This window comes from Bradyrhizobium sp. 157, assembly GCF_023073815.1.
In the GTDB taxonomy this organism is placed as follows: domain Bacteria; phylum Pseudomonadota; class Alphaproteobacteria; order Rhizobiales; family Xanthobacteraceae; genus Bradyrhizobium.
The window spans coordinates 1-25,142 of sequence record NZ_JADPKF010000099.1; the positions used below are offsets into that span (position 1 = coordinate 1).

Annotated in this window: 29 protein-coding genes; 16 read left to right on the top strand and 13 right to left on the bottom strand. The window is 62.5% G+C overall.

The window, feature by feature from the left end; translation table 11 throughout:
- Positions 1 to 379 precede the first annotated feature (379 nt).
- The 6 genes from IVA95_RS30665 to IVA95_RS30690 form a co-directional block, all read right to left on the bottom strand.
- Positions 380 to 952 (bottom strand): hypothetical protein, encoded by a 573-nt coding sequence (locus IVA95_RS30665; protein ID WP_247513894.1) that lies wholly within the window; start codon positions 950 to 952, stop codon positions 380 to 382.
- A 128-nt stretch (positions 953 to 1,080) separates the two neighbouring features.
- Positions 1,081 to 1,341 carry a DUF1127 domain-containing protein gene (locus IVA95_RS30670; RefSeq protein WP_247513895.1) on the bottom strand — a complete coding sequence of 87 codons (261 nt, stop codon included), beginning with the start codon at positions 1,339 to 1,341 and terminating at the stop codon, positions 1,081 to 1,083.
- A 123-nt stretch (positions 1,342 to 1,464) separates the two neighbouring features.
- The gene (locus IVA95_RS30675) at positions 1,465 to 1,929 is read right to left on the bottom strand and encodes a chromate resistance protein ChrB domain-containing protein (RefSeq protein WP_247513896.1); all 465 of its coding nucleotides are present in this window, start codon (positions 1,927 to 1,929) and stop codon (positions 1,465 to 1,467) included.
- 38 nt (positions 1,930 to 1,967) lie between these two features.
- The gene (locus IVA95_RS30680; protein WP_247513897.1) at positions 1,968 to 2,864 is read right to left on the bottom strand and encodes a hypothetical protein; all 897 of its coding nucleotides are present in this window, start codon (positions 2,862 to 2,864) and stop codon (positions 1,968 to 1,970) included.
- 194 nt (positions 2,865 to 3,058) lie between these two features.
- Positions 3,059 to 3,748: a glutathione S-transferase family protein gene (locus IVA95_RS30685; RefSeq protein WP_247513898.1), complete on the bottom strand. Its 690-nt coding sequence runs from the start codon at positions 3,746 to 3,748 to the stop codon at positions 3,059 to 3,061.
- A gap of 24 nt (positions 3,749 to 3,772) precedes the next feature.
- The gene (locus IVA95_RS30690) at positions 3,773 to 4,015 is read right to left on the bottom strand and encodes a hypothetical protein (RefSeq protein ID WP_247513899.1); all 243 of its coding nucleotides are present in this window, start codon (positions 4,013 to 4,015) and stop codon (positions 3,773 to 3,775) included.
- Positions 4,016 to 4,135: 120 nt separating this feature from the next.
- Between IVA95_RS30690 and IVA95_RS30695 the strand changes: the two genes are divergently transcribed.
- The 8 genes from IVA95_RS30695 to IVA95_RS30725 all read left to right on the top strand — a co-directional run bounded on the left by IVA95_RS30695 (position 4,136) and on the right by IVA95_RS30725 (position 8,599).
- Positions 4,136 to 5,065, top strand: a complete 930-nt coding sequence (locus tag IVA95_RS30695) for a transcriptional regulator GcvA (protein WP_249810519.1) — start codon at positions 4,136 to 4,138, stop codon at positions 5,063 to 5,065.
- Between the two features lie 181 nt (positions 5,066 to 5,246).
- Positions 5,247 to 5,501: a hypothetical protein gene (locus IVA95_RS30700; protein WP_247513901.1), complete on the top strand. Its 255-nt coding sequence runs from the start codon at positions 5,247 to 5,249 to the stop codon at positions 5,499 to 5,501.
- Positions 5,502 to 6,389: a DUF1259 domain-containing protein gene (locus tag IVA95_RS30705; protein ID WP_247513902.1), complete on the top strand. Its 888-nt coding sequence runs from the start codon at positions 5,502 to 5,504 to the stop codon at positions 6,387 to 6,389. It abuts the gene before it with no gap.
- Positions 6,390 to 6,528: 139 nt separating this feature from the next.
- Complete coding sequence (locus tag IVA95_RS30710) at positions 6,529 to 6,723, top strand: PepSY domain-containing protein (RefSeq protein ID WP_247513971.1); 195 nt, start codon at positions 6,529 to 6,531, stop codon at positions 6,721 to 6,723.
- Between the two features lie 57 nt (positions 6,724 to 6,780).
- Positions 6,781 to 7,125: an ATP-binding cassette domain-containing protein gene (locus IVA95_RS38690; protein WP_253075377.1), complete on the top strand. Its 345-nt coding sequence runs from the start codon at positions 6,781 to 6,783 to the stop codon at positions 7,123 to 7,125.
- Positions 7,116 to 7,475 (top strand): hypothetical protein, encoded by a 360-nt coding sequence (locus IVA95_RS38695; protein ID WP_346658080.1) that lies wholly within the window; start codon positions 7,116 to 7,118, stop codon positions 7,473 to 7,475. The genes IVA95_RS38690 and IVA95_RS38695 overlap by 10 nt, the downstream gene beginning before the upstream one ends.
- Complete coding sequence (locus IVA95_RS30720) at positions 7,456 to 7,917, top strand: hypothetical protein (protein WP_247513903.1); 462 nt, start codon at positions 7,456 to 7,458, stop codon at positions 7,915 to 7,917. The genes IVA95_RS38695 and IVA95_RS30720 overlap by 20 nt, the downstream gene beginning before the upstream one ends.
- A gap of 250 nt (positions 7,918 to 8,167) precedes the next feature.
- The gene (locus IVA95_RS30725) at positions 8,168 to 8,599 is read left to right on the top strand and encodes a cupin domain-containing protein (protein WP_247513904.1); all 432 of its coding nucleotides are present in this window, start codon (positions 8,168 to 8,170) and stop codon (positions 8,597 to 8,599) included.
- 249 nt (positions 8,600 to 8,848) lie between these two features.
- Here the strand turns inward: IVA95_RS30725 and IVA95_RS30730 are convergent, their stop codons facing one another.
- The 3 genes from IVA95_RS30730 to IVA95_RS30740 all read right to left on the bottom strand — a co-directional run bounded on the left by IVA95_RS30730 (position 8,849) and on the right by IVA95_RS30740 (position 12,476).
- Positions 8,849 to 9,463 (bottom strand): DUF1254 domain-containing protein, encoded by a 615-nt coding sequence (locus IVA95_RS30730; protein WP_247513905.1) that lies wholly within the window; start codon positions 9,461 to 9,463, stop codon positions 8,849 to 8,851.
- Positions 9,460 to 10,038 (bottom strand): DUF1214 domain-containing protein, encoded by a 579-nt coding sequence (locus tag IVA95_RS30735; protein WP_247513906.1) that lies wholly within the window; start codon positions 10,036 to 10,038, stop codon positions 9,460 to 9,462. Before IVA95_RS30735 ends, IVA95_RS30730 begins: the two co-directional genes overlap by 4 nt.
- 152 nt (positions 10,039 to 10,190) lie before the next feature.
- Positions 10,191 to 12,476 (bottom strand): PBP1A family penicillin-binding protein, encoded by a 2,286-nt coding sequence (locus tag IVA95_RS30740; RefSeq protein WP_247513907.1) that lies wholly within the window; start codon positions 12,474 to 12,476, stop codon positions 10,191 to 10,193.
- Between the two features lie 275 nt (positions 12,477 to 12,751).
- Between IVA95_RS30740 and IVA95_RS30745 the strand changes: the two genes are divergently transcribed.
- Both IVA95_RS30745 and IVA95_RS30750 read left to right on the top strand, forming a co-directional pair.
- Positions 12,752 to 13,267 (top strand): YcgN family cysteine cluster protein, encoded by a 516-nt coding sequence (locus IVA95_RS30745; RefSeq protein ID WP_213251766.1) that lies wholly within the window; start codon positions 12,752 to 12,754, stop codon positions 13,265 to 13,267.
- A 161-nt stretch (positions 13,268 to 13,428) separates the two neighbouring features.
- Positions 13,429 to 15,003: an MDR family MFS transporter gene (locus IVA95_RS30750; RefSeq protein ID WP_247513972.1), complete on the top strand. Its 1,575-nt coding sequence runs from the start codon at positions 13,429 to 13,431 to the stop codon at positions 15,001 to 15,003.
- Positions 15,004 to 15,015: 12 nt separating this feature from the next.
- Here the strand turns inward: IVA95_RS30750 and IVA95_RS30755 are convergent, their stop codons facing one another.
- The gene (locus IVA95_RS30755) at positions 15,016 to 16,650 is read right to left on the bottom strand and encodes a thiamine pyrophosphate-requiring protein (protein ID WP_247513908.1); all 1,635 of its coding nucleotides are present in this window, start codon (positions 16,648 to 16,650) and stop codon (positions 15,016 to 15,018) included.
- A 395-nt stretch (positions 16,651 to 17,045) separates the two neighbouring features.
- Here IVA95_RS30755 and IVA95_RS30760 point away from each other — a divergent pair, with 395 nt between their 5' ends.
- A complete protein-coding gene (locus IVA95_RS30760; RefSeq protein ID WP_247513909.1) occupies positions 17,046 to 18,629 on the top strand; it encodes a porin in 1,584 nt (527 codons plus the stop codon).
- Between the two features lie 37 nt (positions 18,630 to 18,666).
- Here the strand turns inward: IVA95_RS30760 and IVA95_RS30765 are convergent, their stop codons facing one another.
- Positions 18,667 to 18,858, bottom strand: a complete 192-nt coding sequence (locus IVA95_RS30765) for a hypothetical protein (protein WP_247513910.1) — start codon at positions 18,856 to 18,858, stop codon at positions 18,667 to 18,669.
- 218 nt (positions 18,859 to 19,076) lie between these two features.
- On the opposite strand from IVA95_RS30765, the gene IVA95_RS30770 reads away from it, so the two are divergent.
- On the top strand, positions 19,077 to 19,241 hold the full coding sequence (locus IVA95_RS30770; RefSeq protein WP_247513911.1) for a Flp family type IVb pilin: 165 nt from the start codon (positions 19,077 to 19,079) through the stop codon (positions 19,239 to 19,241).
- Between the two features lie 232 nt (positions 19,242 to 19,473).
- Here IVA95_RS30770 and IVA95_RS30775 read toward each other — a convergent pair whose 3' ends face one another.
- On the bottom strand, positions 19,474 to 19,710 hold the full coding sequence (locus tag IVA95_RS30775) for a hypothetical protein (RefSeq protein ID WP_247513912.1): 237 nt from the start codon (positions 19,708 to 19,710) through the stop codon (positions 19,474 to 19,476).
- Positions 19,711 to 19,742: 32 nt separating this feature from the next.
- Entirely contained in the window at positions 19,743 to 20,726 is a 984-nt protein-coding gene (locus IVA95_RS30780) for a Ku protein (RefSeq protein ID WP_247513913.1), read from the bottom strand.
- 260 nt (positions 20,727 to 20,986) lie between these two features.
- Between IVA95_RS30780 and IVA95_RS30785 the strand changes: the two genes are divergently transcribed.
- The 4 genes from IVA95_RS30785 (at position 20,987) to IVA95_RS30800 (ending at position 25,126) form a co-directional block, all read left to right on the top strand.
- Positions 20,987 to 21,139, top strand: a complete 153-nt coding sequence (locus IVA95_RS30785) for a hypothetical protein (RefSeq protein WP_213251773.1) — start codon at positions 20,987 to 20,989, stop codon at positions 21,137 to 21,139.
- Between the two features lie 273 nt (positions 21,140 to 21,412).
- On the top strand, positions 21,413 to 22,084 hold the full coding sequence (locus IVA95_RS30790; protein WP_028348898.1) for a response regulator transcription factor: 672 nt from the start codon (positions 21,413 to 21,415) through the stop codon (positions 22,082 to 22,084).
- A 98-nt stretch (positions 22,085 to 22,182) separates the two neighbouring features.
- Entirely contained in the window at positions 22,183 to 23,556 is a 1,374-nt protein-coding gene (locus tag IVA95_RS30795; RefSeq protein ID WP_247513914.1) for a sensor histidine kinase, read from the top strand.
- Between the two features lie 163 nt (positions 23,557 to 23,719).
- Positions 23,720 to 25,126, top strand: a complete 1,407-nt coding sequence (locus tag IVA95_RS30800) for a hypothetical protein (protein WP_247513915.1) — start codon at positions 23,720 to 23,722, stop codon at positions 25,124 to 25,126.
- Positions 25,127 to 25,142 lie beyond the last annotated feature (16 nt).

The window sequence follows — 25,142 nt, forward strand, 5'->3', positions numbered from 1 at the left end:
CGCCGTCGGCCAGCGGTCGCTGAGCCTGCCACTCGTCGGATCCTGTTGCCAGGGAGCCGTGCACTAACACCACGGGCACGCCCGCCCCCCATGATTCTATGAACAGGTCGCTCATTGTTGGACTCCTCCTTTGGCCAGCCGGTGGTTGAACTCAGCTCGCTTCTTGGCATCCGTTTACGATGGAACGCCCCACCGTTGTCCGCAATGGGGTCGGGTAGTGACCTTCTCTACGTCGAGAGCGGCTGTCAGGAGTTGGCACTTTTCGGACCTGACAGGCCGGACTGACGAAGTCTGTTTATAGGGGCAAAGCAGCCCTCGTCGATGCGGGCGTCGACTTCCGAAAATGGCCCAAAGCGGACGTTCGAACTTACGCCCAAGGCTACGGCAGCGGAGTGATCGCGATCCGGTCGAAACGGGTCACGCTGTCGGCCTTGGTCCAGAGCGCAACCCCGCCTGCTTCAGCAAAAGTGCGATCAGTTACGCTGAACAGCGCCTTGCCGTCATAGGATATAGAGAACCGGTCGCCCTCGGCGCGCAGACCGAGACTGTGCCATTCGTTCGCCGTGATCCGCAAATCGGCGCCCTTCAATTGCTCGCGCCTGCCTTGGACGACGCGATAGAAGCGGACATTGTCTTCCAATGCGTTGGCGCGGACGACATAGTAGTTGTCGGCGTCCTGGAGCCGCACCACGATGCCCCCGGCCTGATCGATCCTGCCGGCGACCGCCTTGAAGCGGAGTTCGACCGCCACATTGGCGGCGGAAAAGCTCTCGTGAATCGCGAGCGGGAAGCGGTAGTCCGTGCGATCGGTGCTAGTCTGCTCGATCGCCCGCCCTGCGGCCGCGGTCGGATCGGCGGTAACGGTCCATTCGCCTTCGGCTCCCCGTCCGGTCTGCGCGAAGGTGAATCCTGCAGGCCGTGACCCCAGCGTCAAGCGATCGATAGCGATCATGACGGCTCCTGTTTGTGCGAACGCGAACAGTCCCACGTCCGCGAGGAAACAAGCGGCGAGAAACGCGAGGAGAGCTGGTCTGATGGGACCAGCCCGATATCCGCGGATCCATGGAGAACATTGGATTGTCATTTGCTGTCGCGCCACGCACGCTCATACAAAGAAAACTTGCGTATTTCTTCGACGACCGTCTTGGACATGCCGATGTCGGCTAGCAGCCGGTCATCAAGTTCGAGAAGTTCCCTGTACTGCCACCGTCGTTCCCACCACAGTGCTACTCGGGCCAGCCACGCAAGCAGGATTTTCCAGGACCATCCAAGATCCGGAAAAACGGGTGAAGCTACGCCGAGAGTGTTAGTTGAATTACAGGTCGTGCTGCCGCAAGACATGTTTCACCTCCGTAATGGAGCGAAACAACGCTTGGCTGCGGGAGCTCATCGGGCGGTTGTCAATGGCCCGAGTGATTTCTGTATCATACCCACCCTTGGTGCTCAAGCGATAGTAAACGAGCATCAACTCATGAAGTCGCCGTGCGGCTTGCCGCGCCTTATCATCTCCTGGCAATACGCATAGAGCGCGTCGTAGACGATCCACTCCGCCGCATTTTGTGCGTGGTCATCCTTGAAGCCGAGATGCCGGAAGCCTTCGGCGACAGCTTCCAGGCCCGGTCCTTCCGGCTGATGGTACAACGTGTTGTCGGTGTCGGCGCCGTTAACGATCCGCCCCAGCAGCACCAGAGCGGGGTCGCCGGTGAGTTTGTACTTCTTCAGGATTGCTTCGAACGAGCATTCCTTGCCGTGATGGCCAAGCTCGACGTCTTTGACGTCGTAGGGAATGGCATCGAGGCGCTTAGTCTCCGTCATCACCTTCTCCGCAGGCACAAACACGAACTCGGCGTCCTTATCGACGAACTTCTTGATGAGCCACGGGCAGGCGACCCGATCTACCTTGACCTTTTCGCGGGTGATCCATTTCATGCTGAGTCTCCTTTGCAGTCTTTGTGTCCGCACGGACATCAGGCGTCCGAAAGGACAAGAATTCCGCCATGCGTGGGCGAGATCACGTACAACTGGTCCGGTGGCACCAGCACAGTCGTATGAGCGTCGGCGCCGGTAGCGGTCTGCATGCCGTGACCGGTGCGAGGATCGACGGTTTCGACAAGCCCGGGCTCCCCGATCGCGACGTGAACCACACCGGTTGCCGGGTTGAAGAACGTGACATCGGGCGGGCCGGCGATCGGCCAGACGTTGGTGATGTCACCCGAGCGGCTATCGACTTCGACCAGCGCGCCGTCGTCGCAGGCCGCGTAAAGGCGGCCGGCGGCATAGTCGATGTCCAAACCATGCGCGCCGCCCGAAGGCAGCCGCCATTGGGCGATCGGGCTCAGATCGGGCAGGCTCGCGACGAGAATCATCGAGGGTTCGCGGATGCAGAGGAACAGCCGTTCGGCCGCAGCATCGGTGACACACCAGCGCGGGCGGCCCGGCAAGTTCAGTGTTTTCCGGCTGCCGTCATGCAGGTGGAACGCTTGCAGGGTCGGCGGGTCGCGCTCATCCCCGATACAGGCAACGATGCCAAGCGACAGCCGTTTGACGATCGCCGCGCCGTTCGGTCTCGCGCCGGTCTCGATCACGGCTTTGGTTTGCAGCGTCGAGGCGTCCAGCCAGGCAAGCGACGCCGAGCCGCGATTGGTGACGAGGACTTCTCCATCGTCGGCAACGGCGCCGGCCGCGCCGGGAAATCCCGGCAGCGTCGCGATGTGACGCCCAGCGTCGTGATCGATCACTTCGATTGTGCTGCGCGCGGTGTGCGCAATGAAGACGCGGCGGCTCTTGGCATCGAAGACGCCGTGATCGAACGCGCTGCCGGTCGCGCCCGGTATTTCGATCACTCTCACGGGCTTCAGCGACACGATAACCTCATGTCACCGCGCAACGTTTGTCCAATGGCTGGCGAGTGTCCGTCCACGTGCAATCACCTCCAAAATGCGGAGCGTTGCACAGGGCTTGGACGGCGGGCCGTCTGGCGGGGAGCCTGTGTTTTCCCCGTATTCTGAAACCTAGCGACGACAATCCTCGACCGCAAGGTGTCTCGTTGTCGGCTCGCTCAGTATTTCGGGCGGTGCGAATTCGCCCATTCACGGGCGTGTTCGATCGGCAGGCGCGTGACGGCGGCGCGCACCTTTTGCGTCGCCGGCAGATTGTCCATCCGTTCCCGCCAGCGGCAGAATGCCGGGAACTTCGGATACATCGACTGCCCCTCGGCGGTCAGGCTGAACGCAAAGGTGGCCGGCAGCAGATAGAAGTCCGCGATGGTGAGTTCCGAGCCGAGCAGGAAGTTTTCGCCGTGCCCAAGCTGGCGCTCGGCGACCGCAAGCGCGTTTTCGACCTTGGGCAGCGCATGCGTGACGACCTTCTCGTCGGATGCAATGCCGAGCTCGGGAAAAACCAGGCGCTCATGGGTCACATGGTAGATCATGTAGGGGTAGAAATAGGAATTGACCGCGCTGATCCACTGGTTCATGCGCGCCCGCGCGCGGGCATCCGTTGGCGTCAGGCGCGCACCGTCGAAGGCTTCATCCACATAGGTGGCGATCGCGCTCGTCTCATAGACGGTGAGATCGCCGTGCCTGAGGATCGGAACGCGGTTGAACGGGTGCAGCGCCAGATGGTCAGGCTTGCCCATCACAGGCTCGAGGTCGTGAAAACTGTAGGCCACGTCCTTGTGCGTCAGGATCAGGCGGACGATGTTTACGAACGTGCTGCGCGGAAAACCGTAGACGATCGGATCGGACATCTCGTTTCTCCTGTGAATTGTTAGTCAGCGCCAGAATGGCTTGGCGGCTTCGTCCAGCGCCTGCTCGCGCGTCAGGCCGAGGTCGTCGAGAAAGTGCTTGTCATCGGCAAGCTCCCGCAGCGCGAGGCGCTGCCGGCGTCGTTCGGCCCAGTCAAGCCATCGATGAATGGCTGTTGCCAGTCCGGAATTTGATTGATGACTTCGGGCAGGTGGATCACCCGCCTGGAGCGCCGGGAATGCGTGGCGATCGGTCATGAAAGTTGACATCGACAAGCTCCAAGTCTCGTGAAATGCTGCGTTGGAGCCGCTCTAATAGTGTCGGCGGGGTTTTTCCCGCAAAGCATCCTTTCTCGTGCCTGCCCTAGTTTTCCTCATGAAGTCGGTACAATGCGCCCGCGCCTTCCACCATTGAACGCCCTGAAAAGCTTCGAAGCCGCGGCCCGGCATGAGAGTTTTACGCGCGCCGCGGAAGAGCTTTGCGTGACGCAAGGTGCGGTCAGTCACCAGGTCAAGGCGCTCGAAGCCGAGCTTGCCGTCAAGTTATTCAACCGGGAGCGTCAGCGCCTCATTATCACCGAGGCAGGCCGCGACTACCTCACCGTCGTGCGCGACGCGCTGGATCGCATCGCCATCGGTACAGAACGGCTGCTCGAGCGGCAGAACGCCGGCGTTCTCACAGTAAGCACGTCGCCGGATTTTGCCGCCAAATGGCTGGTGCATCGACTCGGTCACTTTGCCGAGGCGCATTCCGGCATCGATCTGCGGGTGTCTGCGACGCTGCATCACGTCGACTTCGCGCGCGAGGAAGTCGACCTGGCGGTTCGACATGGCGACGGCAATTGGCCCGGCCTCGATACGGTCAGGTTGAGTCCGGAAAAACTATTCGCCGTATGCAGTCCAAAGCTGCTGTCCGGGCGCCGTCGTCTGAGCAAGCCCGCCGACATCCTCAAGTTTCCGCTGATCCACATGGACAGTCGGGCCGACTGGAAAAACTGGCTGCAGGAGGCAGGCATCGACGATGCCGACGTTACGCACGGCCCGGTGTTGAACCGCGCCAGCATGGTGATCGACGCCGCCATCAATGGGCAGGGCATCGCGCTCGCGCGCACGACACTGGCGGCATGGGATCTCATTAATGGTCGGCTGGTACGGCCATTTCCGCAATCGCTGCCACTGTCCCGGACGTACTGGATCATCTGCCCGAAGGCGACCGCGGCGCTGCCAAAAATCGTGACCTTTCGCGACTGGTTGCTCGCAGAAGCCGCAAGCGATCTGCGCCAGCTCCAGAAGAAAGGGCGGGCGGCCCTCACGACGTAGTCCGAAAAGTTCCAGTCGTCGCTGGCAAAAAATGCGCACGGGCTTGTGATTTTCGCCGCAGCCGATTCCTTGCACGTGCGATGCGCTCCGCGGTAGAAGAGCCGCGGGGACATGCAGACTCCCCATCAGACGGTGATCGTCCAAGCTCTGCGCAGCACTCGCTTTGTCGAGGAGGTTGCGTATGGACGAACGAAGGCCACGCACATCGGTTGCGACGGCGAGCTCCGATACGGAACTTGCGAACATTTCCGTGCTGCCGTCCAGTCAACCCGGCCACCAGCCCGTCACTGTCGATTCGACCGTCGTCTATTGCGGCAACGCCGAAAGCGTTCGCGAAGGGTTCTCTCTGGCGCTGAGCTTGATGCAGACGAGCGGTAGCCTGCTCATGCCCGATGCTGCACAGCCTGTCGGCAATCTCATCCTGGAGGACAGATAGATGCGCATCCTCAAATATCTCGCCGCATTGCTCGTCGCGGTCTCACTCAGTGCGGCGGCAAGGTCGCAGGACATCGACTGGCAGAAGGTCGATGATGTCATGGGCAGAAAGGCGGCGGTGACTGGCGACGTGCACCGCTACGGATTCCCACGCACCGACCTCTCCGTCACGCTCGACGGCGTTGCGATCAAACCGGCGCTCGCGCTGGGCGGCTGGGTCGCGTTCAAGCCGGCCCATGGCGGAGTTATGGCAATGGGCGATCTCGTGCTGCTGGAGACCGAGATCAATCCGGTGATGCTCAAACTGATTGAAGGCGGGCTTGAGATCACCGCCGTGCACAATCATGTGCTGCGCGCCAGTCCCGCGACCTTCTACATGCATGTCGGCGGTCATGGTGACCCCGTCAAAATTGCGGCGGTCATTCGCGATGCGCTTTCAGCCAGCAAGACGCCGCTTACCGCGCCTGCGGCCGGCGCGCCGCCGCCGATCGATCTCGACACGGCGCAACTCGACCAGATCATCGGCGTCAAGGGCCAGAACAATGGCGGCGTCTACCAGTTCGCCGTGCCGCGCCGCGATCCGATCAGCGAAGGCGGCATGCAGCTCACGCCGGTCGGCCCAATGGGAGTCGCCGAGGCCATCGGCTTCCAGCCCACAGGCGGCGGCAAAGCGGCGATTACCGGCGACTTCGTTCTGACGGCCAACGAGGTCAATCCCGTCATCAGGGCCTTGCGAAGCAACGGGATCGAGGTAACCGCGCTGCACAGCCACATGCTGGACGAGCAGCCGCGGCTGTTCTTCTGCCATTTCTGGGCCAACGACGATGCCTTGAAGCTGGCGAAGGGCCTGCGCGCGGCGCTCGACAAGGCTGCGGTCGCATTGAACTAAGCGCCTGCATTGCCAGTTCTTGCATGAGATACAGGCATGCTGGCCGCGGGCCCCGTCACGGAGTTCTCCTGTTCGCAATCAAGAAGGAGTAGAGATCATGTCAGCACGAGCCTTCTCTCAAGCCGTCCTTTGCTGTCTTATGATGGTTGGCGCCTTCTCGCCCGCTCATGCCCTTACCCAAGAGGAGCTTGTGGCCAAGCTGCAATCGGCAGGCTATTCGCAAATCCGCGACATCAAATCCACCGCCGAAGGCACTTCCGTCAAGGCGACGAAAGACGGCAAGGATGTGTCCCTCGTCGTCGATAGCAGCGGCAAAGTCAAGGAGCAGCGCTAGGCGCCGCTCCAACGCTCTCCGCAGGATTGCCATCGGGCGAGAACTCTGTCACTGCCATTGCGCGTCATCGATCTGAGGAAATGGTACGGCGAGGAGCGTGCCATTGATGGCGTATCTTTTTCTGCGGGCGCGGGCGAGGTCGTCGGCATTATCGGACCGAATGGTGCCGGCAAGACCACGCTGCTGGAAACGCTCGTCGGCCTCCTTTCCGCTGAAGCAGGAGACGTTTTATGGCATGGCGAGCCGCTGCCTGCATCGGAACGCCGCAACGCACTCTTTTATCTGCCGGATGGCGTGCGTCCCTATCGCGATGAGGCGACTTTCCAGGTCGTCTCGTTTTTGCCGGTGTCTACCGGCAATCGAAGGCAGAAACCGCAGACACGGTCACGTCAGTGGGGCTAAGGCCCGTTCTCCACAAGCGCGTGCATGCGCTGTCGAAAGGGTACAACCGTCGACTGTTGCTGGCGCTGGCTCTGCTGGCGCCGCATCCTGTGTTGCTGATGGATGAGCCATTCGACGGCTTCGATCTGCGGCAAACGCGCGAGATCGCCGACGTGCTCCGCAACCATGCCGCTCACGGCCGAACATTCATTCTCGCCGTTCATCAGCTGGTCGATGCAGAGCGGGTCTGTGACCGGCTGATTCTGCTCGCCGACGGCCGAGTTCGCGGATCCGGCACACTGGACGAATTGCGCACACAAGCCTCGCTGCCTGCCGGTTCGCTGGAGGACATTGTTCTTGCACTCACCTAAGACATATGGTTGGCGCGCCGCGCCGCTGTGGCCGAAGGAGCTGCGGGAAATTACCAATGGTCGGGCGCTGTGGACGATATTGCTGCTGCTGTGCCCGCTGGTTGGCTACAGCTTTTTTCAGGCTGTTTCGCTTTGCGGCGAAGCAAGCACGGCGGCGCTGCAATCGCCGGTCTTGGCAAACAGCCTCTCGCCGCTGGACGGCATTCTGGTGCCCACGCTTGGCTCGTTCTACGTGGCGGTAACCCTGCTGTTTCCGTTCGTCTCGGTCCAATGGGGCTTGCTGTTGTCAGCTGCTTTCGCGGCCGGCATGACCCTCACGATTGCACTCTTCCACTGGCGGCGGTGTTCGCGCAGACATGGCTTCTGCCCCTCGTTGTGCGCACGGAGACGATCCGTATCCGTGCCGCATCGGCACTGGAAGCCCTCGCGGCTATCGCGGTGATCATGCTCGGAGCCTGGCCTTTAGTGTCGAACTGGTGAGTTTCGGCTCCGCATGAAGCGACTTGCGCGTCCACCCTTTCACGAGGGTGACCGCAGCCTCTATCGGGAATGCCAGATCATGCACATCGTCCAGAGCCTGCCTGGGGGAATCTGTTCCCGGAATTTCCGCCCGAGCATGGGGTTCATTCGGTATTCCTAGCGCAAATGCGAGACGAGGGACCGCAACCGCCGAGAAACCCGAGAGGCAGAAGATGAAAATGATCCGCCGTGAATTGCTTTACCTCGCTGGAGCGGCAGCAGCGCTGCCATATGTGCCAACGATCGCCCGGGCTCAGACGCAGACAGCGCCAAAGCTCACCCAGATACTCCGAAAAGATCTAGAAAGTCAGGGCGAAACCGTCCAGGAGACGATTGTCAGTGTCGTCGACTTCGCACCCGGCACGGCCGCTCCATGGCACAAGCATCCCGGTGCGCAGGAATTACTTCACGTGTTCGAAGGAAGCCTTGTCGTGGAAATCGAAGGAGCGGCCGTGACTCGGCTGAACGCCGGAGAAGCAGGAATCATCGCGGCTGATCTCGTCCATCTCGCCCGCAATGAAAGTACCAGCGCAAGCGTCAAGGCATTGGTCGTGCACAGCAGAGCCGCCAGGGACAAGCCGCTGGTTGTCGTCGTGAAGAACTGAAGTGATGCTGAGAAGGCGACAGGGTTAAGCGCACAATTCAACGTCCGCTTTAGAGGTCCGTCACGCTTCGAAACATGGCGAATGGGCTTTCGCTCTCTACTTTGCATGGGGTTGTTTTCGCGATTCTTAGTCTGGGCCCTGCGGTGTACCGCCGAAGAGTATCCGCACTGCGTCCGGGACACGAGATCGTTAGCTTCGCGCTAATGGCGAATCGATTTCGACTCCAACCCATCCCGATCGAGGCCGTGATCAGCGCTTGGACCGCGGCGCGGGGGCGGGGGCCGGCGCGGGTGGTTCGGGTTGCTTGGCCGGCGGCGGCTCGGTCTCCACCTTGCAACTCGACGCTGCGAGCGCGGCTTGCGCTTGCGGCATCAGCCCGGGCTCCGGCGCCAACGCCTTCAGCACGATCAGGCCTGTCGTGGTGGGAGAGTCGATGATCAGCCGGTCGGCGGCGGTGACTTCCTCATCCTCCGGCAATTCGGAATGCTGCGCTTCCGTCATCAGGTCGAGTTCGATCACTTTCCGGCCGGCCGAGCGGTCGTTGATGGCGTAATAGGCGACCTCGTTGCGCGTATAGAACGACACCGATGTGTAAGCCTGGCTGACCGGCACCGTGAGTTTCAGGGGGCCGTCCGTGAGGTCGTAGCGGCAGATCGCGACCGCAAAGGCGGGGTCCATGAACGGCATCGGCGCGTTGTTCGGTTCGGCGAGCGGCAGCGCCGTGACAGCGTTCTCTTTGGTCATCGGCGTCAGCCGCGAATAGGCGTCTTGCGTCGCGATGCGCGGCAGTGCCAGCACGCTGACGAGATGCACCACGCCGCCGAGCAGCACGCCTGCGATGATGGTGAACAGCAGCCGGATCATGGGCAGTTCACCGTGGAGATGGCGGGCATCGGCGCGTCGCGCTGCGTGCGCGTCGCAACGCCGACCGGCGTATCGTAAAGCCGCAGCATCAGCGCATAGCGCTCGATGCCGCCGGTCGGGAGCCAGTTGCCGGCCCGCGAGCGCGCCGCCACCCGGATCTCGAATCCGCCGTCGGAGCCGCGGACGATTTCCTGGCTGGTGAAGCCGTAGCGTTGCAGCGAATTGGCGACTAGATGCCCCTTGCGGTCGAACAGCGTCAGCGTCCAGAACCGGGCCGCCGGCGTCACCCCGCTGACGATGACGTCGCAGCGCCCGTCGAGCGGCTTCCCCTTGTCGTCGGTGGTGGCGGTAAAGGCGATGCCGTCGCCGGTGCCAACAGGCAGTTCACCGCTGCGGGCGATCGAGGCACGCGAATAGGGATCGATTTCGGAAGTGCCGGCCTTGGGCCGCGCGGTCCAGGCGCCGATGGTGAGCGTGCCGAGATCGGTGCCGCGCGTCGCCGTCAGGTAGGTCGAGCCAAGACCCACGGCCGTGGCAAGCGCCAATGCCAGCAAGGTGATGAAGATCAGTCGCACAGGGCAGTGCTCCGAACTCTCACGGCATCAAATTCCGCTTGAACCGGCTTCATCCGAAACCTGAAGCGCTTTTTCTAGCTTGAGCATGCCGACGCAGGCGCTTCGCGTCTGTTCCGAGGAGAGCCGGTTAAGATTCTGCCGGATCATGTTATTTAGTTCTTCCGCTCCGCTGGCGCAGCCTGCTCGCCGGCGGCTGCGACATAGTTCTCCGGAAATGCCAGCGCGCCTGATGTGACCGGCTTGGAGGGCTGCTTCTGGTCGTTGGACGAAGTCTTGCCCGCGGCCTTGCCGGCCTCGTCGAGCAGTTTCTCGACGCGCACCAGAATATCCGCGCCGCGCTTGGTCAATACCGGCGGCGGCCCCGGCTTGGTCTCCGGCACCCGTGCCGCGCCGTTGGCTGCGGCGCTGGCGGAAAGCGCGGGCTGCGGCAGCTTCGTGCCCATGCCGATGCCGGGGACTTCCTTCACCTCGACGCCCTGGTGCGCGACCACCATGACTTCGCGCCAGGTCTGCGCGGGCAGCGAACCGCCGGTCATGCGGTTGGTCGGCGAATAGTCGTCATTGCCGTACCAGACCGCGCAGGTGAAGTTGCCGGTGAAACCGACGAACCAGGCGTCGCGGTAAGCATTGGTGGTGCCGGTCTTGCCCGCAGTCGGAATGCCGTCGATCGCGGCGCGGCGGGCGGTGCCTTCGCTGACGACATGGCTCATCATTTCCGACATGTCGGCGGCGACGGAGGCGGGAATGGCTTGCACCGGCTTCTTGCCGTCGCGGTCGAAGCGCCAGACCAGGTCGCCGGCGCCGGTGCGCACTTCCAGCACCGCATGAGGTTTCACGGCCTTGCCCTTGTTGGGGAAGGTCGCATAGGCGACCGCGTGTTCGAGCACGGTGACCTCATCGGAGCCGATCGGCATCGACGGCGTATCCGGCAGGGGGGCGGTGAGGCCAAACCGGCGCGCCACCTCGGTAATCTTAGCGCGCCCGGCCTTGGCCGGGTTCGCCACCTTGCCGCCGAGCGCAATCGAGAGCTTCACCGGCACGACATTGATCGAACGGGTGATGGCCTGGGTCAGCGTCACCGAGCCGGAATAGGAGTGGCCATAGTTCTGCGGGCACCAGTTGCCGATGCAGACCGGGCCGTCGACAACGATCGAAGAGGGCTTGTAGCCGTTCAAAAGCGCCGTGGCATAGACATAGGGCTTGAATGATGAGCCCGGCTGCCGATAGGCATCTGTCGCGCGGTTGAACTGGCTCGAACCGTAGTCGCGACCGCCGACCATGGCGCGGACGCCGCCGTCGAGATCGGCAACCACGACGGATGCCTGCGTCGCGTGGTAGTCACGGCCGAACTGGCGGAGCTGGTTTTCAACCGTTTCCTCGGCGGCGCGCTGCACATTCATGTCGATCGCGGTGCGGACCACGAACACGCGCTCGGTATAGGATTTCGGGAAGGTATCGACCAGCCTGCGCATTTCCTCAAAGGCGTAGTCGAGATAGTAGTTCGGCGAGTTTTCGTCGCGGCGGTCGACGGCGAAGGCCGGGTTGCGCCGGGCGCCGAACACCTGGCCTTCGGTCATGAAGCCGGCATCGACGAGGTTGTCGAGCACGATGTTGGCGCGGGCGCGGGCGGCGGGCAGGTTGATGTGCGGGGCATATTTGGTCGGCGCCTTGAACAGCCCGGCCAGCATCGCTGATTCCGCCAGAGTGACGTCACGCGCCGACTTGTTGAAATAGAAATGCGCCGCGCCGTCGACGCCGAACGTGCCGCCGCCCATATAGGCGCGGTCCAGATATAGCTTCAGGATTTCGTTCTTGGTCAGCCGTGTCTCGAGCCAAATCGCAAGGAAAGCCTCCTTCACCTTGCGCTCGATGGTGCGCTCGTTGTTGAGGAACAGGTTCTTCGCCAATTGCTGCGTGATCGAAGAACCGCCCTGGCGCACGCCGCCGGCCTGCGCGTTGGTCACGAGCGCGCGCGTGGTACCGGGGATGTCGATGCCGAAATGGTCATAGAAGCGGCGGTCTTCGGTCGCGAGCGTCGCCTTGATCAGATTGTCGGGAAAATCTTCCAGCGGGATCGAGTCGTTGTGCTTGATGCCGCGATTGCCGATCGGGTTGCCGTAGCGGTCGAGGAACTGCACCGCGAGATCGGATTTCTTCAGCCAGTCGTCATCGGCGGTTTCGCGAAACGCAGGGACCGCCAGCGCCAACATCACGATCAGCCCGGCAAGGCCGATGGTGGCGGCTTCCGAAAACGGTTCGATGAAGACCCAGCGCTTCCAGCGGCCGACATAGAAGCGGTCCATGAAGGTGGAGTAGCGCTCGTACAGCTCGCGCAGGCCCTTGCCCGACGAGAACAGCGTCGAGTCGATACGCGCGTCGAGATCCAGAAAGAAGTTCCGGATCTTCTGCTTCAAGTCTGGAGGTACGATCTGGCGCACCGGAGCCCTTGATCTGTTCTAGTCGCGCCCGGCGGGGCCGGTCGGGACGTCTTGCTTGGACGTTGCGGCAAACCCAAGGCGCTTTTACGGCCTCGGGGACTCGCCATTGTTCTATCCGAGCGGGGGCTATAAACCAATGCTCTCGCTCACCATTTTGATGGTCAGCCCTAACGCTGCTGTAGGCTTTTGGCTCCGTAGTGAGCCCCGCTTGCGCCCCCGTCGGCGGACCTCCTAGAAGGGCCGCAACCGACCGACCCGAGAAAACGACTGATTGCATGACCGCGCCGCGCAAATCGCCTTCCGGCCAGGAGGGTTTCTTCTGGAAAACCAAGACGTTGGAGGAGATGTCCAGCGCCGAATGGGAAAGCCTGTGCGACGGTTGCGCGCGCTGCTGCCTGGAAAAGCTCGAAGACGAGGATACCGGGAAAATCTACTTTACCCATGTTTCCTGCAAGCTGCTCGATTCCGGCCTGTGCACCTGCAAGGACTACCAGAACCGTTCCGACAAGGTTCCGGATTGCGTCCGCCTGACACCCGAGAATGTCCGCAGCCTGACCTGGCTGCCGCCGAGCTGCGGCTACAAGCTGGTCGCCGAGGGACGCGATCTCTATTGGTGGCATCCGCTGATCTCGGGCGATCCCAACACCGTGCATGAGGCCGGCGTTTCGGTGCGCGGGCGGGTCCAGGGCACCGAGGACGAGATCCCCGATGAAGAGCTAGAGGACCACATCGTGCAATGGCCGGCCATGTTGCCGAAGCGGGCGAGGCTCAAGAAGCGGCCGAAGGTCTGAACGCAAGCCCTTTTCCGATCACGGAAACGCGACGACCTGCTTGCGGGATGCTCCTATGCGTGGAGGGTGCTGCCGCGAAGGGAAACGGCGCTCTATGGTGCCTCGCATATGGCGATTCCATCTCGGCGGCGTTGGCCGCGCAGAACAATATTGCGTTCGACATGAACCAGCACCAGCGGCACGGCCGTGAGCCTGCCGACCAGACGACATTGCCTGACGATATCGGCGGCGAACTCTCGCGCATCACGACAGAGGTCATCGAGATCAGCGATGCGCCGCCGATTGCGCCGCCCGCGCCGCTGACCCCGGACGAGGTCCGCACCATCCTGATGAGCCTGCTGCTGACGATGTTCCTGGCGGCGCTCGACCAGACCATCGTGGCGACGGCGTTGCCGACCATCGGCCGCCAGTTCAACGACGTCAGCAACCTGTCCTGGGTCATCACCGCCTATCTTCTGGCTTCGACCGCGGTCGCACCCGTGTTCGGCACGCTGAGTGACATCTACGGCCGCCGCGTCATGATCACGGTTTCGCTTGCCCTGTTCACGGTCGGCTCGATTCTTTGCGCGGTCGCGCCCAACATGCCGGTATTGATCGTTGCGCGCGGCCTGCAGGGACTTGGCGGCGGCGGCATCATGCCGGTCGTGCAGACCGTGATCTCCGACCTGGTCAGCCCACGCGAGCGCGGCAAGTATCAGGCCTATTTCAGCGGCGTCTGGATGGCGGCTGGGCTGATGGGCCCTGTGCTCGGCGGCGTGTTCGCCGAGCATCTGCACTGGTCGATGATCTTCTGGATCAACGTGCCGCTTGCGGTCGGCGCGCTGTTTCTGCTGCTGCCGAAGATGGGCAAGATCCCGGTGTTCCACCGCCGCCGCAAGGTCGACTGGCTCGGCGGCGTGCTGCTGATGGCGTCTGCCGTCGTGGTCATGCTGGTGCTCACCTGGGGCGGCAACCGTTACGCCTGGCTGTCGCCCGCGATCATGGCGATGATCGGCGCCTCGGTGGCGCTGGCGCTCGCCTTTGTCTGGCACGCGCGCAATGCCGAGGAGCCGTTCCTGCCGCTGCCGCTCCTTGGTGGGACAGTGGTGCCATACGCCATGGTGGCGGGTGCCTGCGCGCTTGGCGCGATCACCGGGCTGACCGTGCATCTGCCGCTGTATTACGAGGTCGTCTATCATCTGACCGCGAGCGAAGCGGGGCTGGCGCTGATTCCGCTCGCCGCGATCTCCACCTGTGGTGCCGCGATCGCCGGACGGACAATGGCGCGCGCCAAGCATTACAAGCGCGTGGCCATCGTAGGCACTTCGGCGGCGGCGATCTTCGGTGTGGTGCTGACCGTGACAGTGCTGCCGCTGTGGGGCTTACTGATCGTCCTGTCGCTGTTCGCGCTCGGGCTCGGCACGACGTTCCCGGTCAGCGTGGTCTCGCTGCAGAACTCGGTGGCGCGCCCGCAGATCGGCACCGTCACGGGCGCGATGAATTTCTTCCGCGCGCTGATGTCGTCGTTCACGGTCGCGGCATTCAGTGCGATCCTGTTGATGGCGCTGGGGGCGGGCATATCGCTCGGCGAACATCGCGGCCCAGCGAACGCGATCCCCGTCGCCGACATGATCACCGCATTCCGCTATGTGTTCGGCGCCGCCGCCGCGCTCTTGGCCTGCGCCGCACTTTGCATCATCGCGATGGAGGAGCGGCCGCTGGCCGGCCCCTCGACACCGGCGGAGATGGCAGAATAAGGGGGGGATCCCTCAGGTCCCCGGCCTTGAAACCTCGGTCTCCTTGCTGGTGATGAATTCCAACAGCACCGGGACGCCTTCATGCGTCTTCTGGATACCGCGCTTGATGGCGGGGATGATGTCTTCCGGTTTCGTCACCCGCTCGCCATAGCCGCCGAAGGCGCGCGCCATGGCAGCGTAGTCGCCGGAAATGTCGGTGGAACGGTATTTCTCGGTCGAGATCGGCATCACCTTCAGTTCGATCGCCATGGAAAAATTGTTCAGCAGGATCGACATGATCGGGATGCGTTCGCGCACTGCGGTCTCGAAATCCATGCCGGTGAAGCCGATCGCGGCATCGCCCCAGACATTAATGCAGAGCTTGTCAGGTTTTGCCAGCTTGGCGCCCATCGCAAGGCCAAGGCCGTAGCCGAGCTGTGTGGTCTTGCCCCAGCCGATATAGGACAAAGGCTCGACCGATTTCCAGAACGGCGAGAGCTGGTCGCGCGGGCTGCCGGCGTCGTGAGTGATGATGGTGTTGTTGATGTCGACGGTGTGCTGCAGGTCCCACAATACGCGATAGGGGTTCAGCGGCGCGTCGTTATGCGTCAGCTTCGGCATCCATTTCGCCAGCCATTCCTTGTGCGAGGCGGCGATCTCGGCGGCGACCGACGTCGCGTCGCGATCCGCGGTGACGCTCTTGCCGATCTCGTCCAGCAAGGCATCGAGAACCAGGGCGGCATCGCCGACCAGACCGACCTTGGCTTCGACATCCTTGTTGAGATGGTTCGGGTCGAGCGTCGAATGAATGATGGTCTTGCCCTTCGGCATGGCGATGCCGAACGAGGTCTCGGTGAACGAGCAGCCGATCCCGAAGATCACGTCGGCGTCGCCCAAAAATTTCGGCACCGCGCGCGGCACGGCAAGACCGCCCGAACCCAGCGATAGCGGATGCGTCTCCGGAAACGAGGACTTGCCGCCAAGGCTGGTCGTGACGGGAATGGCGAGGCGCTCGGCCAGCCGTCTGAGCTGCGGCCAGGCCTTTGCGTAATGCACGCCCTGGCCGGCATAGATTACCGGACGCTTCGCTGCGACGAGGAGGGCCGCGGCTTCCTTTACATGCACGGGATCCGCACCGTAGCGGGTGCGCAGCACCGGTGTGTAGTTCAAAGGTTCCGGCACTTCCTCGTTCCACATATCGGCGGGGATTTCGACGATCACCGGTCCGCCGCGGCCGTTCTTCAATTTGGTAAAGGCTCTGCGGAAAACGTTGCAGACTTCCGCCGCGATGTTGATCGGCTCGGACGATTTCGAGAACGCCTTCATTGCCTGGCTGGAATTGAAGTTCGGATCGATATTGGCGAGTCGTCGCGCGTAGCCCATCGGCAGCACCAGCACGGGGACGGATTCGCCGTAACATTGCGCCACGCCGCCCATCGCGTTCTCGGCGCCGGGCCCGTGCTGCATGCAGAACGCGCCGATCGAACGGCCCGAGGTGACGCGCGAAATGGCGTCCGCCATATGCACGCCGATGCGTTCCTGCCGCACCATCACCGGGCGGATATCGGCATTGGCGGCATATTCGATGAGATGGTTGACCGGATAGCCGCAGAGGATTTCGATTCCCTCCCGCTTCATGATTTCCGCAATGGCGGCGCCGAGCTTCATGACCGTCTTCTCCCCTCGATACAGGCCGGTTTGGTCCAGCCGATTTGCGACAGTTGGACAGGATTTTCCGGCTCGGTAAAGCGCGGATGGCGCGTACGTTGGGAAGTGCTGATATGCGTTTTTCCGCTCAAGCCAAAAGATGAGGCAAGCGGGGAGAATATTCTTGCTGTGAGCGCCCGAGCTTGAGCGAAAGTGGATCGTTTTGACTCGGCTTCGACGCTGCTGCGTTGCGCAAAAATCACAGCCGCCGGCCAACCGAAGCGGCTTCACGGTCTTGTCATTCTCACTGGAGATTTTTGCACTAGGTGTGTGCGCATGCATTTGCATGAAACGCGGGGCATCGCGGGACACAACTTGCAGAAGTCGCGGGGCATCGCGAACAGGAGACTGTAATAATGAAAACGGCGCGGACTTTAATTCTCAGCTCGGCGGCAGGGCTGATCGCCTTGGGTGGGGCACAGGCGGCTGACCTTCCGGTCAAGGCCAAGGCGGTCGAGTATGTCAGGATCTGCTCGCTTTACGGCGCGGGCTTCTTCTACATCCCGGGCACCGACACCTGCATCAAGATCGGCGGTTATCTGCGTGCGGACGTCACTTTCAACGGCGGGGCGCACGGCACCCCGGCCTGGAACGGCGACCTCGGCCAGCAAAACCGCTATCGCGATTCCTTTGTGGCCCGATCCCGTATGGCGCTGACGATCGATACCCGTACCGCGACCGAGTACGGTGTGGTCCGCACCTTCGGTCAGGGTGACTTCCAGTTCAACAATGTCGGCGGCGGCAGCGTCAATCCGACTCTGCCATTCAGTGCAAATTCGCTGTCGACCGCCGGCGGCGGCTATGTCGCGGTCGAATATGTCTTCATTCAGTTCGCCGGTTTCACCTTCGGTAAGTCCGCCTCGGCCTATGCCACGCCGTGGCAGGGTTTCCCGGGCAATATCAACTCCAACTTGCTCGGCGGCCAAAATACCGACACCGGTGTCAACAACATTCAGTATACTGCCGAGTTCGGAAACGGCGTGTCGGCCTCGATCGGTCTCGACGATCCGACCGTGTGGGATCGCACCGCTGTCTACAACCTGAGCATCCCTTCGGCGATCGGTGCCAACGGAACCGGATCGAACGCCTATGCCGGCGTGCACGCGCCCGACATCGTCGGCAGAATCCGGGTGGATCAGGCCTGGGGTCTGTTCCAGCTTTCGGCTGCCGCGCATGAAGTGAGCGGGTCGTACAACACGCTTGGCGCGGGTGCCGTCCCGACGGGGCTCTCCGAAATCAGCGGCCACCCCGAGAGCAAGTGGGGCGGCGCGGTGATGGCGGCGTTGCAGATCAAGAACATTCCGACCGGTGCGGGCGACGACATCAAGATCGACGCATCCTACGCCAAGGGCGCCACCAAGTACGTTATCGCCACCAGCGGCGCCTCGCCCAACTTCGCGATGTTCGGCGACAGCGGCTTCGGCTATCAGAGCGTTGGCTTCGGCGCGACCACCGATGGCGTCTACTTTCCGGGCGCGGCCGGCACCGGCGGTATCGCTTTGACGACGGCCTGGGGCGTCCGCGGAGCATTCAATCACAACTGGAATCCGTACTGGTCGACCAGCCTGTTCGGCAGCTATTCTGCCGTCAGGTATGACGGCGGAGCCGACGACAACCTGGTGGGTGCGGGGACCACGACGGCCAAGGGCGCTTATTGCAACGCCTTTGCGGCCAGCCATCCGGGTCAGACCGGTGTTGCCTCCGCGGCTGGCACCTACAGCTGCAACCCCGACTTCAACGTCTCGCAGCTCGGTGTCGTGACCCGCTGGACCCCGGTCAAGAACCTGACATTCTCGGGCGAAGTCCAATGGTTCCATCTCGACCAGAAGATGTCGGGCTCGTCGGTGTTCACGGCAACCGCTCCGAAGCCGAACGCGCTTTACGAGTTCAAGGATCAGGATACTGTCCTGCTCCAGTTCCGCGCGCAGCGTAACTTCTGAGAACATCCTCGGACCGGGCTATTGCCCGGTCCCTTGTTCAACGCCGCGGCGGGTGGGGTAACCACCTCGCTTCGCTGCGGCGGCTGAACATCGCCGCAATCAGGTCGAGTATCTGCTCCAAGATAGGGTAGTTCGCGGCCGCCGAGATGTCGGCGACGCGCTGCTCCTCGGTCTCGTCGTGCAAGAGACCGATGTAATTCCTTCCTGCTTCGCGCTTCTGCGCAATCATGTGCGCTCACTCCGCAAGACGCCGATCAGGGCGAGGGTGGCCGGTCGGCACACAATCGATGGTAAATTTTCCGTACCGTAGGATTCCGGGGCGGGATTCCTCGTCAGCCTTAATCAATCGTTCATTCTGTTCGGCAAGGCCTCTTCAACCGTTCCGACCTAGAGTTTAAGCAGTATGGCGCGGGAGAATTTCGGGGGAGCGTCGACAGGAGTTTGTCCATGCGTCGATTACTGGAACGATTTGTCGACGATGAATGCGGTGCTACCGCCATCGAATATTGCCTGATTGCGGCCGGCATCAGCATCGTGATCGTTACCGCCGTCAACGGCGTCGGCAGCATGCTCAGCACCAAATTCACCGACGTCAGCACCTCGCTCAAATAGCGGCAAGGCCGCACAGACATCATGCTGGAGCTGTTGTTTGGGCCGCTGTTGGTGACTGGGGGCCGCCAATCCTGACTTACGTCCAGCAAAATCCATGGCGCGTGTTCTCCGTCATATTGATCGCAGCCCTGCTGATCGATTGGATGGTCAACGACCGGTCGTCTGGCAATTGCGATGGCGGGTTGAACTTTGGCAGTGGGGACGGTGATGGCGGCGGGGATTGAAACCGGCGCTATTTGCCTTTCCCGTCCGCATTGAGAGCCCGCATCATCGCGATCCGCGCGAACATCAGCCAGCCGCCGCCGGTCTCCGCCGCGTTGATCAGATTCTCGACCGCGATCTGCCAGTGCGCCTCGTGCTGCACATCTTCCGGCAATGCCATGACATGGTCGGCGGCCTGCTGCAGCGTCACGAGCCTACCTCCGCCGCGAAGCGTTATCGGATCGTCGAACGGCGTCGACCACGGCATCGCGGCTGGATGCTATCGCGCTCCTTGCCCGATCATCCGGCCTTCTTGGTGCGGGCGGCGGTGCGCACCGGCTTCTCCGCCTTTTTCGGAGCTTCCTTCGGCGCTTCCTTGGCGGCGCGCTTGCCGTTGCCGCTGATTGGCAACAGCATTTCGCGCTGGCCAGCAGCAGCCTTGCGCGGCTTCTTGCCTCTGGATTTCTCTTGGGCCTTCTCCTGCGCCCTGGCAGGGGCGGCTTCCTTTTCGCTGGCGAGGCTGCGCTTGAGCGCGTCCATCAGGTTGATGACGTTGCCGGTGGTTTTCGGCGCCGCCTTGGTCTTTGTTGTCAGGCCGTTGCGCTTCTGGTTGATCAGGTCGATCAGCGCCTGCTCGTAGCGGTCCTCGAACTGTTCGGGCTCGAATGAGGCGGACTTCTGCTCGACAATATGCTTTGCCAGATCAAGCATATCCTTGGTGATCTTCACGTCCTGGATGTCTTCGAAATAGTCCTTCTCGCTACGGACCTCGTAAGGGTAGCGCAGCAGCGTTCCCATCAATCCCTTGTCAAGCGGCTCCAGCGCGATGATGTGTTCGCGGTTGGTCAGCACCACGCGGCCGATCGCGACCTTGTCCATGCTGCGGATGGTTTCGCGGATCACCGCAAACGCATCGTGGCCGACCTTGCCGTCCGGCACCAGATAATAGGGACGGATCAGATAGCGGCCGTCGATATCGGATTTCGGAACGAATTCGTCGATCTCAATGGTGCGGGTCGATTCCAGCGCGATGTCGTCAAGCTCGTCCTTCGACACTTCGATGTAGGTATCAGTGTCGATCTTGTAGCCCTTCATAATGTCTTCGTTGGCGACTTCCTCGCCGGTCTCGGCGTCGACCTTGGCGTATTTGATGCGGTGGCCGGTCTTGCGGTTGATCTGGTTGAACGAGACCTTCTCGGTGTCCGAGGTCGCCGGATAGAGGGCGACAGGACAGGTCACGAGCGACAGGCGCAGAAAACCCTTCCAATTGGCGCGGGGGGCCATGGGGATACTCCGAAAACGCAACAGACGGCCGGCAAGAATACCATCGGATGTCCCTGTCTCAAACATGCCGGGATACGGAATCTCGGAACGGCGTTAACCGTCGAGCGGGCGCCTTCTGCGGCGGGCCTGCGACCTTTTGAACACGGCGGCCGCGCGACATGGCCCAAACGCCCGGAACATCACTTTCGATCATGCGTTGCTTTCACAGGCGGTGTCGGAGCATTCGCTGACATTACAGGCACTTACTCGAAGAGGTCCCCATGGCAACGAAACGACATGGCCAGATCGTCGAAACCCCGACCGAGGCGCGCCAAGCTGAACCCGGTCCGTCCGTGCTTGCACTCCTGACGGTATCGACTGGGCTCGCAATTCTGATCCTTGGTATCGTCTGGTTCGTATTCTTCCGCACGTAAGGGACTGACCGAGGCTGCGCGGTGTTTATCCGCGCGGCTGGGAAGTGGGCCGCGCCCGTCGGGAGCCGTTGCCGTAAGGACCTGCAGGCCCCCCTTGGGGCATCCGATCGGGCATGTTAGGCGTTGGGCCTGCGGTTTGCGGGCGCGCCCGGCCCGCGGAAAGCGTCATGACGAAAAAGTCACACTGCCTGGTGTGCCTCGTTCATGGCCCGTTCACCCCGCTGAGCCTCATCATGAGAACTGATATTGTAGGGCTCACCATTGGAGGCCAGCTTGCGCCTGCTCGTTGTTGAGGACGATCCGGATCTCAACCGTCAGCTTACGACCGCCCTGACGGATGCCGGTTATGTGGTCGATCGCGCGTTCGACGGCGAGGAGGGGCACTATCTGGGCGACAGCGAGCCCTATGACGCCGTCGTGCTCGACATCGGGCTGCCGAAGATGGACGGCATCTCGGTCCTGGAGGCGTGGCGCCGCAACGGCCGCGCCATGCCGGTCCTGATCCTCACCGCGCGCGACCGCTGGAGCGACAAAGTGCAGGGTTTTGATGCCGGCGCAGACGACTATGTCGCAAAGCCGTTTCACCTCGAAGAAGTGCTGGCGCGCATTCGCGCGCTGCTGCGCCGCTCCACCGGGCATGCCCAGTCGGAACTGACCTGCGGCCCGGTCTCGCTGGATACCCGCACCGGGCGGGTCAGCGTCTCAGGCAATCCGGTCAAGATGACCTCGCACGAATACCGGCTGCTGGCCTATCTGATGCATCACACCGGGCGCGTGGTGTCGCGCACTGAACTGGTCGAGCATCTCTACGACCAGGACTTCGACCGCGACTCCAATACCATCGAGGTGTTCGTCGGCCGCATCCGCAAGAAACTCGATGTCGATATCATCCAGACTGTGCGTGGGCTCGGCTATCTCTTGACGCCGCCGTCACCGGGCGCCTGATGAGCCTTGCTCTTTTATTCGAGCATGATCTTATCCGAAGGCCGGTCTCCATCCGCAGGATTGGAGCCTGGGGATACGCTTTTCGGGATCTTGTTCTGATGCGCGGAAGTTCGCTCGCCACGCGGTTGTTCCTGTCGGCGACCGCGTGGGTGGTCGTGATCCTGGTCATCACCGGCGTGATCCTGTCATCGGTCTACCGGAACGCGACCGAGCGCGCCTTCGACCGCCGTCTCAACCTCTACCTCCGCACCCTGATCGCCGAAGTCGCAACGCCGGACGAGCCGCCTGAGCACCAGTTCCAGTCGCTCGGCGAACCGCTGTTCGAACTGCCCTTGTCCGGCTGGTATTGGCAGATCGTCCGGACCGACGAGAAGGCCGAAACAAAGGCCTCACGTTCGCTGTGGGACAAGAAGCTGCCGAAACTCGAGGATATCGGCGCGGAGTTGACCCCGGCCGGAATCCGTCTCGGCTACGTCGACGGTCCGGAGGGCCAGGATCTGAGGGTGGTCGAGCGGCCGGTCGACCTCGGCGCCGACGGCAAGTTTCTGGTCAGCGTGGCCGGCGACGCATCCGAGATTTTCGACGAAATCCGCGCCTTTGATTACTACCTCGGCGGCACTTTCGCAGCGCTCGGGATCGTGCTGCTCCTGACCACGATCTTCCAGGTCCGCTTCGGGCTGGCTCCGCTCAAGCGCATTTCAGAATCGATCGCCGATATCCGCTCCGGACGCGCCGAACGGCTTGAGGGCCAATTTCCGGTCGAGATCGCGCCGCTGGCGCGCGAGACCAACGCCCTGATCGACGCCAATCGCGAGATCGTCGAGCGCGCCCGCACCCATGTCGGCAACCTTGCCCATGCCATCAAGACGCCGCTGTCCGTGATCGTCAACGAGGCCTCCGCCCACACGGTGGATCCCTTTGCGAGCAAGGTTTTGGAGCAGGCTTTTGTGATGCGGGATCAGGTAGCGCATCACCTCGAACGCGCTCGTATCGCCGCGCGCGTCACCATCGTCGGCACCGTCACCGAGGTTGCGCCCGCCATCGAGGCGCTGCGGCGGACCATGGAAAAGATCCACCGGGATCGCGGCGTCTCGATCGTGGTCAAGGCGGACCCGCGGGCAAAGTTCCGCGGCGAGCGCCAAGATCTTGAGGAGATGGCCGGCAATCTGGTCGACAATGCCTGCAAATGGGCGGCCTCGCAGGTATTCATCGAGGTGCGGGCGGAATCGTCGGCGGTATCAGGCACCGGGCCGCGGTTGCGGATCATCGTCGATGACGATGGCCGCGGATTGTCCGCTGCCGAGCGCGCGCAGGTGTCCCGGCGCGGCCAGCGCCTTGACGAATCCAAGCCGGGCTCCGGGCTCGGGCTTTCGATCGTGGTCGATCTCGCCGCCCTCTATGGCGGTAGCCTCGTCCTGGGCGATGCCCCGATCGGCGGGCTGCGGGCAGAGCTGGTGTTGCCGGGGATATGAACGCCTTATCGGGCTGAATTACCTGGGATTGAAGCGGTGCTATCCGGCACTGCCCCGGGGCGATTTCGTTATTCCTAAACGGCTTCTTAACGCGCGCACTTCTAAAATCGGCGGTGGACGCGCTTTGCCGTCCGCGTGACACAAACATATCCACACCAGGCGAATGAGCCAGACATCGACAGAGCGGCTGAGGGACTATCTCGCCCAGCTCCCGCCCCAATCGCAGGCGCTGCTGATGCGGGAGTTCGAGCGCGCCATCGAGCGCGGGGAAGACCTCGCCGTCGCCAATTTCGTGCTCGAGCAGTTGCGCAAGGTCGTGCGCGGGACCGAAGAAGACGACGAGGCGCGTCCGCGAACGGACGATCCGGCGCGGCTGTTGTACGGTCCGCTCGAGCCGTTTCTCATTGAGGGCAATTTTCCGGTGCGCGCCGGGCAGATCCGACGCGCGTCGCTGCTGCCGGTCTGGCAATGGCTGGGCCGCGACGGCGCGCCCGAAGCCGTGCGCGCATTCGAAACGACACTCAATGAGATCAGGCTGAGCGGCTCCACCGCAGGTCTCGAAGCCGCGACCCGCAAATTCCAACTCGCCGCAGCCGAGGCGATCGTCAAGAGCGCCACTCCGGTGCAGGGCGAGGACAGGCATCGTGCGCTCTCGCGCATTGGCTCGCCGAATGTCGTCGAGGATTTATTGTCGATCGGCGCGGTGCTGCGGGCCCGTGAGGCGATGGAGACGCTCGGCAGCCGGCTTCCCGGCCAGATTCGGGCGCTGACGCCCTCCCAGCTCGACACCGTGACGTCGGCGCTCAACGTGCCCTCGTTGCAGACGCCGCAATTGCTGCCGTTCGCGCTGGCGCTGATCATGCAGCGATTGGCGGCGCCGTGGCAGATCATCCGTCTCGCGGTCAAGATGGCGGCCTCCGACGACGAGATTCGCGTGGCGGCCACGCCCTACGGCATCGCCGTCACGATCGCGCTGCACGATCTCTCGTTTCTTACGGCCTGCCTGCGCACGGACATCAGGCGCGGCCATTTCGATAATGTCGGCGACCAACTGAAAATCCTGCACGATGGCGTGCGCGGGTTGCGCACTGAGCTCGATCTGCGCAACGATTCCGCGTGGGGCCGCCAGCTTACGTCGATCCGGGCCGATATTTCCAATTCGCTGCAGTCGGAGATCGAGAGCGTGCCCGGTCGGGTCCGCCGCATTCTGCGTCAGCGTGCCGACAAGGATATCGCTTCGGCGCCGAAGATCGACGCCGCGGAGGTCGAAGAGATCGCCGCCCTGATCGATTTCGTGGCGGTGTGCCGCACCTATGCCAGCGAACTCGCCATCAACGAAGTCACCCTGCGGACCTATTCCGACCTGCAGCATTACGTCGAGCATTCCACCGAGAGCCTGGTGCAGGCGCTGCGCGGCGCCGACACCAGGGCGCGCGCCTACCGGCAAATGCAGGCCAAGGCGGCGATCCGCTTCTGCGAAATCCTGTTCGGCCATGACTATGCGTCGCTGATGAGTAGAGCCGCCGAAAATGCCGTGACCGGCGAGCGTAAATCGACTAGGGCAGGCTAGCGCCGGTCTCGATTCT

Excerpts from the sequence above, each read along its gene's own strand:
- IVA95_RS30665 (WP_247513894.1), bottom strand. The coding sequence starts at position 952 with ATGATCGCTATCGATCGCTTGACGCTGGGGTCACGGCCTGCAGGATTC.
- IVA95_RS30670 (WP_247513895.1), bottom strand. The coding sequence starts at position 1,341 with ATGTCTTGCGGCAGCACGACCTGTAATTCAACTAACACTCTCGGCGTA.
- IVA95_RS30675 (WP_247513896.1), bottom strand. The coding sequence starts at position 1,929 with ATGAAATGGATCACCCGCGAAAAGGTCAAGGTAGATCGGGTCGCCTGC.
- IVA95_RS30685 (WP_247513898.1), bottom strand. The coding sequence starts at position 3,748 with ATGTCCGATCCGATCGTCTACGGTTTTCCGCGCAGCACGTTCGTAAAC.
- IVA95_RS30690 (WP_247513899.1), bottom strand. The coding sequence starts at position 4,015 with ATGTCAACTTTCATGACCGATCGCCACGCATTCCCGGCGCTCCAGGCG.
- IVA95_RS30695 (WP_249810519.1), top strand. The coding sequence starts at position 4,136 with ATGCGCCCGCGCCTTCCACCATTGAACGCCCTGAAAAGCTTCGAAGCC.
- IVA95_RS30700 (WP_247513901.1), top strand. The coding sequence starts at position 5,247 with ATGGACGAACGAAGGCCACGCACATCGGTTGCGACGGCGAGCTCCGAT.
- IVA95_RS30705 (WP_247513902.1), top strand. The coding sequence starts at position 5,502 with ATGCGCATCCTCAAATATCTCGCCGCATTGCTCGTCGCGGTCTCACTC.
- IVA95_RS30710 (WP_247513971.1), top strand. The coding sequence starts at position 6,529 with ATGATGGTTGGCGCCTTCTCGCCCGCTCATGCCCTTACCCAAGAGGAG.
- IVA95_RS30725 (WP_247513904.1), top strand. The coding sequence starts at position 8,168 with ATGAAAATGATCCGCCGTGAATTGCTTTACCTCGCTGGAGCGGCAGCA.
- IVA95_RS30730 (WP_247513905.1), bottom strand. The coding sequence starts at position 9,463 with ATGATCCGGCTGCTGTTCACCATCATCGCAGGCGTGCTGCTCGGCGGC.
- IVA95_RS30745 (WP_213251766.1), top strand. The coding sequence starts at position 12,752 with ATGACCGCGCCGCGCAAATCGCCTTCCGGCCAGGAGGGTTTCTTCTGG.
- IVA95_RS30750 (WP_247513972.1), top strand. The coding sequence starts at position 13,429 with ATGAACCAGCACCAGCGGCACGGCCGTGAGCCTGCCGACCAGACGACA.
- IVA95_RS30755 (WP_247513908.1), bottom strand. The coding sequence starts at position 16,650 with ATGAAGCTCGGCGCCGCCATTGCGGAAATCATGAAGCGGGAGGGAATC.
- IVA95_RS30760 (WP_247513909.1), top strand. The coding sequence starts at position 17,046 with ATGAAAACGGCGCGGACTTTAATTCTCAGCTCGGCGGCAGGGCTGATC.
- IVA95_RS30765 (WP_247513910.1), bottom strand. The coding sequence starts at position 18,858 with ATGATTGCGCAGAAGCGCGAAGCAGGAAGGAATTACATCGGTCTCTTG.
- IVA95_RS30770 (WP_247513911.1), top strand. The coding sequence starts at position 19,077 with ATGCGTCGATTACTGGAACGATTTGTCGACGATGAATGCGGTGCTACC.
- IVA95_RS30775 (WP_247513912.1), bottom strand. The coding sequence starts at position 19,710 with ATGCCGTGGTCGACGCCGTTCGACGATCCGATAACGCTTCGCGGCGGA.
- IVA95_RS30780 (WP_247513913.1), bottom strand. The coding sequence starts at position 20,726 with ATGGCCCCCCGCGCCAATTGGAAGGGTTTTCTGCGCCTGTCGCTCGTG.
- IVA95_RS30785 (WP_213251773.1), top strand. The coding sequence starts at position 20,987 with ATGGCAACGAAACGACATGGCCAGATCGTCGAAACCCCGACCGAGGCG.
- IVA95_RS30795 (WP_247513914.1), top strand. The coding sequence starts at position 22,183 with ATGCGCGGAAGTTCGCTCGCCACGCGGTTGTTCCTGTCGGCGACCGCG.
- IVA95_RS30800 (WP_247513915.1), top strand. The coding sequence starts at position 23,720 with ATGAGCCAGACATCGACAGAGCGGCTGAGGGACTATCTCGCCCAGCTC.